The organism is Pseudomonas sp. S2_C11 (assembly GCF_054668395.1).
Genome location: NZ_CP162765.1, coordinates 3,372,765 through 3,388,603, shown reverse-complemented (window position 1 = coordinate 3,388,603; position 15,839 = coordinate 3,372,765). Strand labels below are relative to the sequence as shown.

Annotated in this window: 12 protein-coding genes; 7 read left to right on the top strand and 5 right to left on the bottom strand. The window is 60.8% G+C overall.

The genetic code is table 11. The features are described 5' to 3' along the window. Positions 1-348 precede the first annotated feature (348 nt). Complete coding sequence (locus tag AB4N48_RS15260; protein WP_041479156.1) at positions 349-1,089, bottom strand: phosphoadenylyl-sulfate reductase; 741 nt, start codon at positions 1,087-1,089, stop codon at positions 349-351. A gap of 165 nt (positions 1,090-1,254) precedes the next feature. Here AB4N48_RS15260 and thrH point away from each other — a divergent pair, with 165 nt between their 5' ends. Then, positions 1,255-1,872, top strand: coding sequence for a bifunctional phosphoserine phosphatase/homoserine phosphotransferase ThrH (thrH, locus tag AB4N48_RS15255; RefSeq protein WP_460093870.1), 618 nt, complete (start codon positions 1,255-1,257; stop codon positions 1,870-1,872). 172 nt (positions 1,873-2,044) lie between these two features. Here thrH and pabB read toward each other — a convergent pair whose 3' ends face one another. From pabB to rloA, 4 genes are all read right to left on the bottom strand, one after another. Continuing rightward, positions 2,045-3,388 (bottom strand): aminodeoxychorismate synthase component I, encoded by a 1,344-nt coding sequence (gene pabB / locus AB4N48_RS15250; RefSeq protein ID WP_460093868.1) that lies wholly within the window; start codon positions 3,386-3,388, stop codon positions 2,045-2,047. Between the two features lie 303 nt (positions 3,389-3,691). Next, positions 3,692-4,678: an alpha-L-glutamate ligase-like protein gene (locus AB4N48_RS15245; protein WP_056784132.1), complete on the bottom strand. Its 987-nt coding sequence runs from the start codon at positions 4,676-4,678 to the stop codon at positions 3,692-3,694. Continuing rightward, entirely contained in the window at positions 4,678-6,213 is a 1,536-nt protein-coding gene (gene rloB, locus AB4N48_RS15240; RefSeq protein WP_024012295.1) for an osmotic stress tolerance membrane protein RloB, read from the bottom strand. Before rloB ends, AB4N48_RS15245 begins: the two co-directional genes overlap by 1 nt. Positions 6,214-6,218: 5 nt before the next feature. After that, the gene (rloA, locus tag AB4N48_RS15235; RefSeq protein WP_016773819.1) at positions 6,219-6,755 is read right to left on the bottom strand and encodes a retropepsin-like aspartic peptidase RloA; all 537 of its coding nucleotides are present in this window, start codon (positions 6,753-6,755) and stop codon (positions 6,219-6,221) included. Between the two features lie 404 nt (positions 6,756-7,159). Here rloA and AB4N48_RS15230 point away from each other — a divergent pair, with 404 nt between their 5' ends. The 6 genes from AB4N48_RS15230 (at position 7,160) to prpD (ending at position 15,744) form a co-directional block, all read left to right on the top strand. After that, on the top strand, positions 7,160-7,882 hold the full coding sequence (locus tag AB4N48_RS15230) for a GntR family transcriptional regulator (protein WP_177180867.1): 723 nt from the start codon (positions 7,160-7,162) through the stop codon (positions 7,880-7,882). Beyond that, complete coding sequence (prpB, locus tag AB4N48_RS15225) at positions 7,879-8,772, top strand: methylisocitrate lyase (protein WP_150635869.1); 894 nt, start codon at positions 7,879-7,881, stop codon at positions 8,770-8,772. The genes AB4N48_RS15230 and prpB overlap by 4 nt, the downstream gene beginning before the upstream one ends. 136 nt (positions 8,773-8,908) lie before the next feature. Continuing rightward, a complete protein-coding gene (gene prpC, locus AB4N48_RS15220) occupies positions 8,909-10,036 on the top strand; it encodes a bifunctional 2-methylcitrate synthase/citrate synthase (RefSeq protein ID WP_460093866.1) in 1,128 nt (375 codons plus the stop codon). Between the two features lie 198 nt (positions 10,037-10,234). Next, positions 10,235-12,829, top strand: a complete 2,595-nt coding sequence (gene acnD, locus AB4N48_RS15215; protein ID WP_460093864.1) for a Fe/S-dependent 2-methylisocitrate dehydratase AcnD — start codon at positions 10,235-10,237, stop codon at positions 12,827-12,829. Positions 12,830-12,882: 53 nt separating this feature from the next. Next, positions 12,883-14,073 carry a 2-methylaconitate cis-trans isomerase PrpF gene (prpF, locus tag AB4N48_RS15210; protein ID WP_460093863.1) on the top strand — a complete coding sequence of 397 codons (1,191 nt, stop codon included), beginning with the start codon at positions 12,883-12,885 and terminating at the stop codon, positions 14,071-14,073. 186 nt (positions 14,074-14,259) lie between these two features. Beyond that, the gene (gene prpD / locus AB4N48_RS15205; protein WP_460093861.1) at positions 14,260-15,744 is read left to right on the top strand and encodes a 2-methylcitrate dehydratase; all 1,485 of its coding nucleotides are present in this window, start codon (positions 14,260-14,262) and stop codon (positions 15,742-15,744) included. Positions 15,745-15,839: the final 95 nt, after the last annotated feature.

Below are 15,839 nucleotides of genomic sequence, written 5' to 3'. Positions count from 1 at the left end.
GCCAGGCCTCATTTCGAATAGTTATCAATGCGGGGTAAGTGACTGAAAAACCGGCGATATAAATTGATCGATTGAACAGGTATTTTTTTGGGGGGAGGGATTTTGCAGGGGGCGCACGCAGAGGGGATTCTGCTGGGGGATGTAACTTTTCAGGGCGTAAAAACAGAAAGTGCACACATAAATGGCACCGATGGTGACAACCTTGTGTACACCTTTTGTGTGCCTGGCACATATCAATGTGGGAGCGAGCCTGCTCGCGAATGCGGTGTATCAGGCAACTGAAACGTTGACTGGAACTGCGCTTTCGCGAGCAGGCTCGCTCCCGCAGGTCTTTCTATAAATGGGGGATCAGACCTTGCTCTTGCTGATGATATTCCCCGCGTGCAGTCCGCATTCTTTCTGCGTGGCTTCTTCCCACCACCAGCGGCCCTCGCGCTCGTGCTGGTTCGGCAGCACCGGGCGGGTGCAGGGTTCGCAGCCGATGCTGATGAAACCGCGCTCGTGCAGGCTGTTGTAGGGCAGTTCGAGCATGCGGATGTAACCCCAGATCTCCTCGCTGGTCATCTGCGCCAGCGGGTTGAACTTGTACAGGGTGCGTTCCGGTGTCGAGAAGGCTGTGTCGATTTCCAGCACCGCCACGGCGCTGCGGGTGCCCGGGCTCTGGTCGCGGCGCTGGCCCGTGGCCCACGCTTTGACGTCGGACAGCTTACGGCGCAGCGGCTCGATCTTGCGGATGCCGCAGCATTCGCCGTGGCCGTCCTTGTAGAAACTGAACAGGCCTTTTTCCTTCACGAACGGTTCGAGTTTCGTGTAGTCCGGCGAGACGATTTCTATATCGATCTTGTAATGCTCGCGCACCTGCTCGATGAAACGGTAGGTCTCCGGATGCAGGCGGCCGGTGTCGAGGCTGAAGACTTTGACGTTCTTGTTCAGCTTCCACGCCATGTCCACCAGCACCACGTCCTCGGCGCCGCTGAAAGATATCCACAAGTCATCGCCGAACTCGGCGAAGGCGAGCTTGAGGATGTCCTGGGCGGATTTGTTGGCATAGGTCGTGGCGAGTTCCACGACGTCGAACGTTGGGCTCATCAGGGCGGCTTCCTACAGGTCAATGGCGCTCGGGCGCTCTATAGGGGGCCGATGGTAACAAAAAGCTGCCGCGGCCGGGGCGTCCTCTGCGTTGCGCGCCTCGGGTGCAGACGCTAGAGTTCGGCCTCGCTTGACTCAAATAATCACTATAAACGGGAGTGTCTTGTGGAAATTGCTTGCCTGGATCTTGAAGGGGTACTGGTACCGGAAATCTGGATCGCCTTCGCCGAAAAAACCGGAATCGACTCCCTCAAGGCCACCACCCGGGACATTCCCGATTACGACGTACTAATGAAGCAGCGCCTGCGCATCCTCGATGAGCACGGCCTCAAGCTTGCGGACATTCAGGAAGTGATCGCGACACTGAAACCGCTGGACGGCGCGGTGGAGTTCGTCAACTGGCTGCGCGAGCGTTTCCAGGTGGTGATTCTCTCGGACACCTTTTATGAGTTTTCACAGCCACTGATGCGCCAACTGGGCTTCCCGACCTTGCTTTGCCATCGCTTGATCACTGACGAAAGCGGGCGGGTGACCAGCTATCAACTGCGTCAGAAAGATCCCAAGCGTCAGTCGGTGCTGGCGTTCAAGAGCCTGTACTACCGGGTGATCGCGGCGGGGGATTCATACAACGACACGACCATGCTCGGCGAGGCGGACGCGGGGATTCTGTTTCATGCGCCGGACAACGTGATTCGCGAGTTTCCGCAGTTCCCGGCGGTGCATACGTTTGAAGAGCTGAAGCAGGAATTTCTCAAGGCCTCTAATAGAGAGCTGAGTTTGTAGTCGTCTGGAAGGACGTCTTCGCGAGCAGGCTCGCTCCCACAAGAAAATGCATTGATGATCGTTCCCACGCTCTGCGTGGGAATGCCTCAACGGACGCTCCGCGTTCGGCTTTGGATGGGACGCGGAGCGTCCCTGGCTGCATTCCCACGCGGAGCGTGGGAACGATCATTCCTCAGAGGTTTTGCAGGGTTTCCAGGAGGATTCTGACTTTGGTCATCGACTCCTGATACTCCGCCTGCCAGTCCGAATCGGCGACGATCCCGCCGCCGCCCCAGCAGCACACCTGGCCATCCTTGACCAGCAGACTGCGAATGGCGATGGAGCTGTCCATCTCGCCGCGCACGTCCAGATACAGCAACGAGCCGCAATACAGACCGCGCCGGGTCGGCTCCAGCTCGTCGATGATCTGCATCGCCCGAATCTTCGGTGCGCCGGTGATTGAGCCGCCGGGGAAGCTGCCGGCGATCAGGTCGAGCGCGTCACGATCCGCCGCCAGTTCACCGGTCACGCTGCTGACCAGATGATGCACATTCGGATAGCTCTCCAGACTGAACAACTCCGGCACCCGCACCGAGCCGATGCGGCAAGTGCGCCCGAGGTCGTTGCGCAGCAGGTCGACGATCATCAGGTTTTCCGCGCGATCCTTGGGGCTGGCCAGCAGTTCGGCGGCATTGGCGGCGTCTTCGTCTGGAGTCAGGCCGCGAGGGCGGGTGCCCTTGATCGGACGCGTTTCAACCTGGCGCTGGCTGACTCTGACGAAACGTTCCGGTGACAGGCTCAGCACCGCGCCGCCGTCGGGCAGGCTCTGGAAACCGGAGAACGGCGTCGGGCAGGCCTGACGCAAAGCGCAGTAAGCCAGCCACGGATCGCCCTGGCATTCAGCACGAAAGCGTTGCGCGAAGTTGACCTGATAGCAGTCACCAGCCTGGATGTAATCCTGAATACGCTCGAAGGCCTGACGGTAGTCGTCGGCCGAGAGATCAGCGGCCATGGGGGCGTTCAGTTTGAATGGCGCCAGCGCGTCAAATTGAGGCTGAGTGAACAGCGCGACCAATCGCTGCCGTTCACTGTCGACAAGCGAAGGATGAAAGACCAGTTGGCTGGTTTGCGCGTGGTGATCGCTGATCAGCGCCCAGTCATACAGGCCAAAACGCGCATCGGGCAGTTGCAGGTCATCCAGCGCCTGACTCGGCAGGTTTTCCAGATGTCGCCCGAAGTCGTAGCTCAAATAGCCGATCAATCCGCCGGCGAATGGTAATTCATACCCGGCAGGCAACTGAGCTTCGCCCAAGCGGCTGAGATGGTCACGCAAGCGCTGGAGGAAATGCGCACCGCTTTCCTCCGGCAACACCGCCAGTTGTTCCAGCGGCCAGGCGCTCAACAAGTCATAACGGCCGCGTTCGGCGCTCGGCCGGCCGCTGTCGAGCAGCACGGCGCCAGGTGCGTTGCGAATGGCCGCAAAGTAGTCGGCGGGATTGGCGCGGTAGGGCAGTGGGTGTACGGAGCAGGTCAGCATGGGCGGGGCAGATCAGCCGTTGAGGCGGGGTGGGGATTGTAGTCCTCTGCGCTGCCAGATCAAAGTCAAAAGCCTCCCCCTCACCCCAACCCTCTCCCCCAAGGGGGCGAGGGGGAAAGGGAGCAGATCGGGGGCTTTTCAAAACTTGGGTTCGGCTCGATATCTTGGGGGAGGGAGCCGATCTTCATGCTTTTCAAAGCTTGAGTTCGACTCAAGACGTTCAGGTCGGCGTACCTCCAACATCCACCTCGGTCAGTCCCCTCTCCCTTTGGGAGAGGGTTAGGGTGAGGGGCTCTTGAGCTTTTAGCCTTCGACAGCTGGAATATGCCCAAACATCTCCTGGGTAAACGCCACCCGCTCTTCAACCGACTCCGTCACGCCCCGCGCCTTCAGCTCTTCCAGCCGCGCTTCAACCGCGTGGGTACGCAAGGTCAGGCCGCAATCGTTGGCGATCTGAATGTTCAGCCCCGGCCGCGCATTCAGCTCGAGGATCAGCGGGCCTTTTTCCTGATCGAGCACCATGTCCACGCCGATATAACCCAGCCCGCACAGCTCATAGCAGCCGGCGGCGAGTTTCATGAAACCGTCCCAGTAGGGCAGTTGCACGCCATCCACCGCGTTGGTGGTGTCGGGGTGTTTGGTGATGATGTTGTTCAGCCAGGTGCCGCGCAGCGTAAGGCCGGTGGCCAGATCGACGCCGACGCCAATGGCGCCCTGGTGCAGGTTGGCCTTGCCGCCGGACTGGCGGGTCGGCAGACGCAACATCGCCATCACCGGGTAACCCATCAGCACGATGATGCGGATGTCCGGCACGCCTTCGTAGCTGATGCTTTTGAAGATCTGGTCCGGGGTCACACGGTATTCGATCAGCGCGCGGTCGCGGTGGCCGCCCAGCGAGTACAGGCCGGTGAGGATGCTGGAGATGTGATGTTCCAGCTCCTCGTGGGCGAGGATCTTGCCCGACACCGTGCGATAACGGCCTTCGAAGCGGTCGGCGATGACGATGATGCCGTCGCCACCCGCGCCCTGCGCCGGTTTGATCACGAAGTCGCTGCGCCCGCCGATGATCTCGTCGAGCTTGTCGATTTCCTTCTCGGTGGAGATCACCCCGTACAGCTCCGGCACATGAATGCCGGCGGCGATGGCGCGTTCCTTGGTGAGGATCTTGTCATCGACGATCGGGTACAGGCTGCGCTTGTTGTACTTGAGCACGTAGTCCGCGTTTCGGCGGTTGATGCCCATGATGCCGCGCGCCTCGAGGGCCTTCCAGGTCTTCCAGAAACCGAACATCAGGCGTCAGCCTTCTTCAGGAATGCCTTGAAACGTACCAGTTCGGTCAGGCGGTAGCCGCGATAGCGACCCATCGCCAGCATGAAACCGACCAGAATCAGCAGGATCGCCGGGAAGGTAAATACGAAGTACACCAGCTCCGGCACGGTCATGATCAGGTGCGCCAGGGAGGCGGCGAACAGCGTGCCGATGGCGACTTTCAGCGCATGGTTGGCGCCGCGTTCTTCCCAGGTGATCGACAGACGTTCGATGGTCATGGTCAGAATCACCATCGGGAACAGCGCCACCGACAAGCCACGCTCAAGCCCCAGCTTGTGGCTGAACAGACTGATCGCCGCAATCAACACCACCACGAACGTCAGCACCACCGACAGGCGCGGCAGCATTTGCAGCTTCAGATGTTCGAGATACGAGCGCAATGACAGGCCCAGCGCCGTGATCACTGTGAACAGCAGGATGCCGAAGCCCAGCTGCGTTTCGCGGAAGGCGAGGGCGATCAGCACCGGGGTGAATGTGCCGAGGGTCTGCAGGCCGACCAGGTTGCGCAGGATCAGGATCACCAGCACACCGATCGGGATCATCACCATGATCATGAAGGTCTGCTGGGTCTGCAGCGGCAAGCCGTACAGCGAGTAATCGAGGAAGTTGGCGTCAGTGTTTTCGTCGGTCAGCTTGGCCAGACGAATCGCGTTCATCTCGCTGTTGTTCAAGCTGAAGGTCACGTTGGCTTTCTTGCCACCGTCGACGGTGATCAGGTTTTCGTCGCCGGTCCACCACAGCAGGCGATCGGTCGGCAGGCCTTGCTCACCGGTTTCCGGGTTGAAGTACAGCCAGTCGTTGCCGTTGAAGCTGCGCAGCCACAGTTCGGGAGTCTGAGGCTGATCGGCGACGAGGCGGATGGTGTGGACTTTTTCTACCGGAACGTGGGCAATCGACAGCAGCAGTTCGACGATCTTGGCTTTGTGCGAAGTCGACGGATCGCCGGCCAGCAGCAATTTGACGTTGTCGTCGTTGACGTTGTTGACGCGCTTGATCGCCTCGCCAATAAAGGTTTCGACGTCGGCCGAATGTTGGCGGATCGGCGCGAGCAGGGCTTCGGCGGCGATTTTTTCCGGGCCTTCGATGACCATGCTGTCACGGAAGGTCGGGCCTTTGACCTTGGATTTTTCCGCGGTGTAGCGCTTTGTCAGCACCAAACGGTAATACAGCGTCTGGTTGCCCTTGGCGCGACGGGCCGACCAGGTCACCTTGCGGTTGCCGTCGATGCGGTTCACCGCTACGCCGTAGTTATTGGAGATGAAGCTTTCGTTGAGACTCACGTAATCGCGGCTCAACGGCGGCACGAACATCTGGATCTTCACCGGATCTTTGGTGCTGGCGACGAACTCGACCTTGGCGTCGATGTTCCACAGGTCGTCGGTGGCGTCTTCGGTCACCGGGATGCCGAGCACGAAAATCTGATAGGCCGTAACCGAAACGCCCAGCAGCACCAGCACGGCGATCAGGATTTTCAGGTGGAAGGTTAGAGAACGCATGGAAATTACTCGGCGGTGTGAGCGGCGATGGTGCAGGCAGGTTTGCCGGCAGCGTATTTAAGACTGGGGTCGACCAGCGCGTCGAAGCGTTTCAGCGCCTCGGAGCCGATCAAAAGCGGGTATTGGAACGCACTTCGGTCGGTGAGGTTCACTTCGATGCTGCGCATTGCCGAACCCATGCAGATATCCAGCTCGATCACCGGGCGGGCGGTGTACTGCTTGCCTTCTTCCGGATCGTAATCGCCGGCGCGGCGCTTGATCTTGCTGACTCGCGCCAGTGGCCGTTCGATGGGGTGCGAATGCGCGGTGTCGATGGCCAGGTAGAAGCGTACCCAGGATTCACCGTTGCGTTTGAAGCGTTTGATGTCGCGGGCACTCAGCGAGGCGGTTTTCGCCCCGGTGTCGAGTTTGGCCGCAACTTCGAGGTTGATGCCGTCAAGCGAAGCGTATTCGTTGAGGCCATACACGGTTTTTTCCCCCGCGGCGGCGAGGCCGGGCAGGCAAAACAGAGCAAAAAAGGTGGGGAAAGGCTTGAGTCTCATAAATCCTGGTGCGCAGCGTTCCGTTATCGGTTCAGGTGCCCGCACAACCGTGCGCAAGCCCCCGCGTGTGCCTGGCAGCTTTTTATGGCAAGCCGTACAAAAGACCCGCAAATGCGGGCGGCATTCTAGCACGGTGGTTTTATGGCGCCAGCGCTTGCGCCGACCCAAAACCTGCAAGGGGTGCCACCCTTGTGGGAGCGAGCCTGCTCGCGAATGCGCTGTGTCATTCGATGCAGAAGCCGACTGACCTGCCGCCTTCGCGAGCAGGCTCGCTCCCACAGTAATAGATGATCGATTGGCAGCGGTTATTAGACGATTGTCGACAATACCTATTTATCCTTTGACTCATCGGGCCAGATTGGCTAGTTTTTGCCGCATTGGATTTAAAGGTGTCGACAATCATGCTGGATCAACTCGATCCCCCGGTCATCAGTGGCGACGATTCCGAGACGCTGTCGGAAAACGTCTTCCGGCGTATCCAGGCCGCAATCGTCAAAGGCGAAATCGCCCCGGGCAGCAAGATCTCCGAGCCGGAGCTGGCGCGCACCTATGGCATCAGCCGGGGGCCGCTGCGTGAGGCGATCCATCGTCTGGAAGGGCAGCGCTTGCTGGTGCGCGTGCCGCACGTCGGTGCGCGGGTGGTCTCGCTCAGCCATGCCGAATTGATCGAACTCTATGAAATCCGTGAATCCCTTGAAGGCATGGCCTGCCGCCTCGCCGCCGAGCGCATGAGCGTCGAGGAAATCGACGAACTGCGCCGGGTCCTGGAAACCCACGAGCGCGATGCGGCGTTTCAGGCCGGCGTCGGTTATTACCAGCAGGAAGGCGATTTCGACTTTCATTACCGGATCATCCAGGGCAGCGGCAATCGCACGCTGACGCAGATGCTCTGCGGCGAGCTGTATCAATTGGTGCGCATGTACCGCATCCAGTTTTCCACCACGCCGAATCGCCCGCACCAGGCCTTCGCCGAACACCACCGCATTCTCGATGCCATCGCCGACCGTGACGGCGAACTCGCGGAATTGTTGATGCGCCGCCACATCGGCGCCTCGAAACGCAACATCGCCCGTCACTACGAGGACGGCGCCCACAACAAGACAGCCACTGAACGAGGTGATGCATGACTTCCAACCTGAACACGCCGGGCCAGCGCTTCCGCGATGCGGTCGCCAGCGAGCATCCTTTGCAAGTGGTCGGCGCGATCAACGCCAACCACGCGCTGCTGGCCAAACGCGCCGGTTTCAAGGCGATCTACCTGTCCGGTGGCGGTGTAGCCGCAGGTTCTCTGGGCGTGCCGGACCTGGGCATCACTGGATTGGACGACGTGCTGACCGACGTGCGCCGCATCACCGATGTCTGCGACCTGCCGCTGCTGGTGGATGTCGACACCGGTTTTGGCTCGTCGGCGTTCAACGTCGCGCGCACGGTCAAGTCGATGATCAAGTTCGGCGCGGCGGCGATTCACATCGAGGACCAGGTTGGCGCCAAGCGCTGCGGCCATCGCCCGAATAAAGAAATTGTCAGCCAGCAGGAAATGGTCGATCGCATCAAAGCCGCCGTCGATGCGCGCACCGACGACAGCTTCGTGATCATGGCGCGCACCGATGCATTGGCGGTGGAAGGTCTGGAATCGGCACTCGATCGTGCGGCGGCGTGCATTGAGGCCGGCGCTGACATGATCTTCCCGGAAGCGATTACTGAACTGGAGATGTACAAGCTGTTCGCCAACCGCGTGAAAGCGCCGATCCTGGCCAATATCACCGAGTTCGGCGCAACGCCGCTGTACACCACCGAACAACTGGCCGGCGCCGACGTTTCTCTGGTGCTGTATCCGCTGTCGGCATTCCGCGCGATGAACAAGGCGGCGGAAAATGTCTACACGGCGATCCGCCGCGATGGCACGCAACAGAATGTCATCGACACCATGCAGACTCGCATGGAGCTCTACGATCGTATCGATTACCACACGTTCGAGCAGAAGCTCGATGCGTTGTTTGCACAGAAGAAAGGCTGAACAAAACCCTGTGGGAGCGAGCCTGCTCGCGAAAGCGGTGGATCAGGCAATGTCAAAGTGACTGACACGACGCTTTCGCGAGCAGGCTCGCTCCCTCAAGTTTCCCCATACAAATTCAAGAAGATTGGAGAACACAATGGCCGAAGCAAAAGTACTCAGTGGCGCCGGGCTCCGTGGCCAGGTAGCCGGGCAAACCGCACTGTCCACCGTGGGCCAGGCCGGTGCCGGGCTGACCTATCGCGGCTACGACGTGCGTGAACTGGCCGCCGACGCGCAATTTGAAGAAGTCGCGTATCTGCTGCTGTACGGCGAACTGCCGACAACAGCGCAACTGGCCGACTATCAAAGCAAACTGAGCAAACTGCGCGACCTGCCGCAGGCGCTCAAGGAAGTGCTTGAACGCATCCCGGCTGACGCGCATCCGATGGACGTCATGCGTACCGGTTGCTCATTCCTCGGCAACATCGAACCGGAGAAAGACTTCGCCGAACAGCGCGACAAGACCGACCGTCTGCTCGCTGCTTTCCCGGCGATCATGTGCTACTGGTACCGCTTCAGCCACGACGGCAAGCGCATCGACTGCGTCAGCGACGAGCCAACCATCGGCGGCCACTTCCTGCACCTGCTGCACGGCAAGAAGCCAAGCGAACTGCACGTCAAAGTGATGAACGTGTCGCTGATCCTTTACGCCGAGCACGAATTCAATGCCTCGACCTTCACCGCGCGGGTTTGCGCTTCGACTTTGTCGGATCTGTACTCGTGCGTGACGGCGGCGATCGGCTCGCTGCGTGGCCCGTTGCACGGTGGCGCCAACGAAGCGGCGATGGAAATGATCGAGCGCTTCTCGTCGCCGGAAGAGGCGATCAAAGGCACCCTCGGCATGCTCGAGCGCAAGGACAAGATCATGGGCTTCGGCCACGCGATCTATAACGACAGCGACCCGCGCAACGAGGTGATCAAGGGCTGGGCGAAAAAACTCGCGGACGAGGTCGGTGACAAGGTGTTGTTCCCAGTCTCGGAAGCCATCGACAAGACCATGTGGGAGCAGAAGAAACTGTTTCCGAATGCCGACTTCTATCACGCCTCGGCTTACCACTTCATGGGCATCCCGACCAAGCTGTTCACGCCGATCTTCGTCTGCTCGCGCCTGACCGGCTGGGCCGCGCACGTGTTCGAACAACGCGCCAACAACCGCATCATCCGCCCAAGCGCCGAGTACACCGGCGTCGAACAGCGCAAGTTCGTGCCAATCGAACGTCGCTGAAATGGTGGGCTGACCCGGAACCAGAGAACACCGCTAGACCCTGTGGGAGCGAGCCTGCTCGCGAAGACGGACTGACATTCAACATTGATGTCGACTGATATACCGCTTTCGCGAGCAGGCTCGCTCCCATAGTGGACGGTGTGTAACTCAGGTTTCTGGCCCACCCTTTGCAACCACCGTGACCCGAGTCCTGACCCGATGAACACAGAATTCCGCAAGAACCTGCCCGGCACGCCGCTGGATTACTTCGACACCCGCGCGGCGGTCGAGGCGATTGCGCCTGGCAGCTACGACACCCTGCCGTACACCTCCCGCGTGCTGGCGGAAAACCTTGTGCGTCGCTGCGACCCGGCCACGCTCACCGATTCCCTCAAGCAACTGATCGAACGCAAGCGCGATCTCGATTTCCCGTGGTTTCCGGCGCGGGTGGTCTGCCATGACATTCTCGGCCAGACCGCGCTGGTCGACCTCGCCGGTCTGCGTGACGCCATCGCTTTGCAGGGTGGTGACCCGGCGCAGGTCAACCCGGTGGTGCCGACGCAACTGATCGTCGACCACTCGCTGGCCGTCGAGGCGGGCGGTTTCGATGCCCAGGCCTTCGAGAAGAACCGCGCCATCGAAGATCGCCGCAACGAAGACCGCTTCCACTTCATCAACTGGACCAAAAAGGCCTTCAAGAACGTCGATGTGATCCCGCCGGGCAACGGCATCATGCACCAGATCAACCTGGAGAAAATGTCCCCGGTGATTCAGGTGCGCGAAGGCGTGGCGTTCCCCGACACTTGCGTCGGCACCGACAGCCACACGCCGCACGTCGATGCGCTGGGTGTGATTGCCATCGGCGTCGGCGGCCTCGAAGCCGAGAGCGTGATGCTCGGCCGTGCGTCGTGGATGCGTCTGCCGGAAAGCGTTGGCGTCGAACTGACCGGCAAGTTGCAACCGGGCATCACCGCCACCGACATGGTCCTGGCCCTGACCGAATACCTGCGCAAACAGAAAGTCGTTGGTGCCTGGCTGGAGTTCTTCGGTGAAGGTGCAGCAGCGCTGACCCTCGGCGACCGCGCGACCATTTCCAACATGGCCCCGGAATACGGCGCCACGGCGGCGATGTTCTACATCGACCAGCAGACCATCGATTACCTGAAACTGACCGGCCGTGAAGACCAGCAGGTTCAATTGGTCGAGCAGTACGCCAAACTCACCGGCCTGTGGGCTGACAGCCTCAAAGGTGCGCAATACGAGCGCGGCCTGACCTTCGATTTGTCCTCGGTGGTGCGCAACATGGCCGGCCCGAGCAACCCGCACGCCCGCGTCGCGGTGTCCGATCTGGCGGCCAAAGGCATCTCCGGCCAGTGGGATGACGTGCCGGGGCAAATGCCCGACGGCGCGGTGATCATCGCCGCGATCACCAGTTGCACCAACACCAGCAACCCGCGCAACGTCATCGCCGCCGGCCTGTTGGCGCGCAATGCCAACAAGCTCGGCCTGACGCGCAAGCCATGGGTCAAATCCTCGCTGGCGCCGGGCTCGAAAACCGTGGCGCTGTACCTCGATGAAGCGGGGCTGACCACTGAACTTGAACAGCTCGGCTTCGGCGTCGTCGCGTTTGCCTGCACCACTTGCAATGGCATGTCCGGCGCGCTCGATCCGCTGATCCAGCAAGAGATCATCGACCGCGATCTGTACGCAACCGCCGTGCTTTCCGGCAACCGCAACTTCGACGGCCGCATTCACCCGTACGCCAAACAGGCATTCCTTGCTTCGCCGCCGCTGGTGGTTGCCTACGCGATCGCCGGGACCATCCGTTTCGATATCGAGAAGGATGTGCTGGGCGTGGTCGATGGTCGGGAAATTCGCCTGAAAGACATCTGGCCGAGCGACGAAGAAATCGATGCGGTGGTGAAGTCTTCGGTCAAGCCTGAGCAGTTCCGTCAGGTCTATATTCCGATGTTCGCCGTGCATGAAGACACCGGGCCGAAAGTCGCGCCGCTGTACGACTGGCGCGAGATGAGCACCTACATCCGCCGTCCGCCGTACTGGGAAGGCGCACTGGCCGGCGCCCGTCCGCTCAAGGCCATGCGCCCATTGGCGGTGCTGCCGGACAACATCACCACCGACCACCTGTCGCCGTCGAACGCGATCATGCTCGACAGCGCCGCCGGCGAATACCTGGCAAAAATGGGCCTGCCGGAAGAGGACTTCAACTCCTACGCCACCCACCGTGGCGACCACCTGACGGCACAGCGCGCGACGTTCGCCAATCCGAAGCTGTTCAACGAAATGGTCGTGGAAAACGGCAAGGTCAAGCAGGGTTCGCTGGCGCGTGTCGAGCCGGAAGGCCAGGTCATGCGCATGTGGGAAGCCATCGAAACCTACATGCAGCGCAAGCAGCCGCTGATCATCATCGCTGGCGCTGACTACGGCCAGGGTTCGTCCCGCGACTGGGCGGCGAAAGGCGTGCGCCTGGCCGGCGTCGAGGCGATTGCCGCTGAAGGTTTCGAACGCATTCACCGCACCAACCTGGTGGGCATGGGCGTGTTGCCGCTGGAATTCAAACCTGGCACCAACCGCCACACTCTGGCCATCGATGGCAGCGAAACCTACGACGTGATCGGCGAGCGCAAGCCGCGTGCGGATCTTACGCTGGTGATCAATCGCAAGAATGGCGAGCGTGTCGAAGTGCCGGTGACCTGCCGTCTCGATACCGCTGAAGAAGTGTCGATCTACGAGGCCGGCGGCGTGTTGCAGCGCTTCGCGCAGGACTTCCTCGAAGGCTCGGCGGTAGCCGTCTAAATCAACTTGTGGGCGTGGGATTCTCAAGTCCCATGCCTTCGGTAAGGAGCACCATGGCTCACGCACCACAAATAAAAATCCCTGCGACTTACATGCGCGGCGGCACCAGCAAAGGCGTGTTCTTCAGCCTGACCGATCTGCCCGAAGCCGCGCAGGTTCCTGGCCCGGCACGCGATGCGCTGCTGCTGCGGGTGATCGGCAGTCCCGACCCGTACGACAAGCAAATCGACGGCATGGGCGGCGCGACGTCGAGCACTAGCAAAACCGTGATCCTGTCGAAAAGCACCCGCGCCGATCACGACGTCGATTACCTGTTCGGCCAGGTGTCGATCGACAAGCCGTTCGTCGACTGGAGCGGCAACTGCGGCAACCTTTCGGCGGCGGTCGGTTCGTTCGCCATCAGCAACGGTCTGGTCGACGCCAGCCGCATTCCGCACAACGGTGTGGCGGTGGTGCGCGTGTGGCAGGCCAACATCGGCAAGACCATCATTGCCCACGTCCCGATCACCAATGGCGAAGTGCAGGAAACCGGTGATTTCGAACTCGACGGCGTGACCTTTCCGGCGGCCGAAGTGCAGGTTGAATTCATGGATCCGGCGGCGGAAGAAGAGGGCGGCGGTGGCTCGATGTTCCCCACCGGCAATCTGGTCGACGAGCTGGAAGTGCCGGGTGTCGGCACGTTCAAGGCGACCATGATCAACGCCGGAATCCCGACGATATTCGTCAACGCCGAAGACATCGGTTACACCGGCACCGAACTCCAGGGCGCGATCAACGGCGATCCAAAAGCGCTGCTGATGTTCGAGACGATTCGTGCTTACGGTGCGTTGCGCATGGGCCTGATCGCCAATCTGGAAGAAGCCGCCAAGCGGCAGCACACGCCGAAAGTCGCATTCGTCGCCAAGCCTGCGGATTACGTAGCGTCGAGTGGAAAAGCGATTGCCGCTGGTGATGTCGATCTGCTGGTGCGCGCGTTGTCGATGGGCAAGCTGCACCACGCCATGATGGGCACGGCGGCAGTGGCGATCGGCACGGCGGCAGCGATTTCCGGCACGTTGGTGAATCTCGCTGCGGGAGGCATTGAACGCAACGCGGTGCGTTTCGGGCATCCGTCGGGGACTTTGCGCGTGGGCGCTGAAGCGACGCTGGAGAATGGCGAGTGGGTGGTGAAGAAAGCCATCATGAGCCGCAGTGCGCGGGTGCTCATGGAAGGTTACGTCCGCGTGCCCGGAGATTCCTTTTAAGCGACAGCAATATCCTTGTGGGAGCGAGCCTGCTCGCGAAAGCGATGCATCAGACATGCAAAGGTTGACTGACACTCAGCCTTCGCGAGCAGGCTCGCTCCCACAGTGGATTGCATTTCAATCATAAGAAATCGTTAGCCCTGAACCGAGGTCCCATCAACGAACCACTTTACGAGTGAATCGAACATGAGCGCCAACGTCGACCTGAACAACCGTCCCGATTACGACGCAGTCCTGCAGGACATCGCCGACTACGTCCTCACCTTCAAGCCCGAATCCGCCGAGGCGCTGAACACCGCGCGCAACTGCCTGATCGACACGCTGGGCTGCGGTCTGCTGGCCCTGCGTTTCCCTGAATGCACGAAACACCTCGGCCCGATCGTCGAGGGCACGGTGGTGCCGTTCGGCGCACGAGTGCCGGGCACCAGTTATCGCCTCGATCCGGTCAAGGCCGCGTGGGACATCGGCTGTATCGTCCGTTGGCTCGATTACAACGACACCTGGCTTGCCGCCGAATGGGGGCATCCATCGGACAACCTCGGCGCCATCCTCGCCGTTGCCGATCACCTGTCACAGAAACGCGTCGCCCACGGTGAGGCGCCGCTGACGGTTCGTGATGTGCTGGAAGCGATGATCATGGCCCACGAGGTTCAAGGCGTGATCGCTCTGGAAAACTCCTTCAACCGGGTTGGACTCGACCACGTCATTCTGGTGAAAGTCGCCTCGACCGCCGTCAGCGCCAGACTGATGGGTGCCAATCGCGAGCAGCTGTTGTCGGCGCTGTCCCATGCCTTCGCCGACGGTCAGGCGCTGCGTACCTATCGCCATGCGCCGAACGCTGGCTCGCGCAAATCCTGGGCGGCGGGGGATGCGGCGAGTCGCGGCGTGCGTCTGGCCGACATCGCCATGCGCGGTGAGATGGGCATTCCCGGTGTTTTGAGCGCGAAGCAATGGGGCTTCTATGACGTTTCGTTCAGCCACACCAACAACGATCTGGCGCTGAAACCCGCGGACAAACGCGCTTTCAGCTTCTCCCGGCCGTTCGGCAGTTACGTGATGGAAAACGTGCTGTTCAAGATCAGTTTCCCCGCCGAATTCCATGCGCAGACGGCGTGCGAGGCGGCGGTGACCCTGCATCCGCAGGTGCGCAATCGCCTGCACGAGATCGACCGCATTGTCATCACCACCCATGAATCGGCGATCCGCATAATTTCCAAGGTCGGCCCGCTGGCCAACGCAGCCGACCGCGACCACTGCCTGCAATATATGACCGCCGTGCCGCTGGCATTCGGCAATCTGGTGGCGGAGCACTACGAAGACGACTTCCACAAGGCGCATCCGATCATCGATGTGCTGCGCGAAAAAATGCTCATCGTTGAAGAACCGCGCTTCACCCGCGAATACCTTGAGCCCGACAAACGCTCGATTGCCAATGCCGTGCAGGTGTTTTTCAAGGACGGCAGCAGCACCGAGAACGTCGTGGTGGAGTACCCGATCGGCCATCGCCGCCGCCGCGCCGAAGGTATTCCGTTGCTGGAGGACAAGTTCAAGGCCAACCTGGCCACGCGGTTTGCCGGGCAGCGTTGCGCTGAGATATTTGCGCTCTGTGAGGATCAGGCGCGGCTGGAAGCCACAGCGGTGAATCGATTCATCGACCTGTTTGTGATCTGACGGACCGCGTTATCGTTCTTCGCGGGCAAGCCCGCTCCCACAGGGAATGGTGATGAACACAGAAATTGTGAACGCCTTCAGAACCTGTGGGAGCG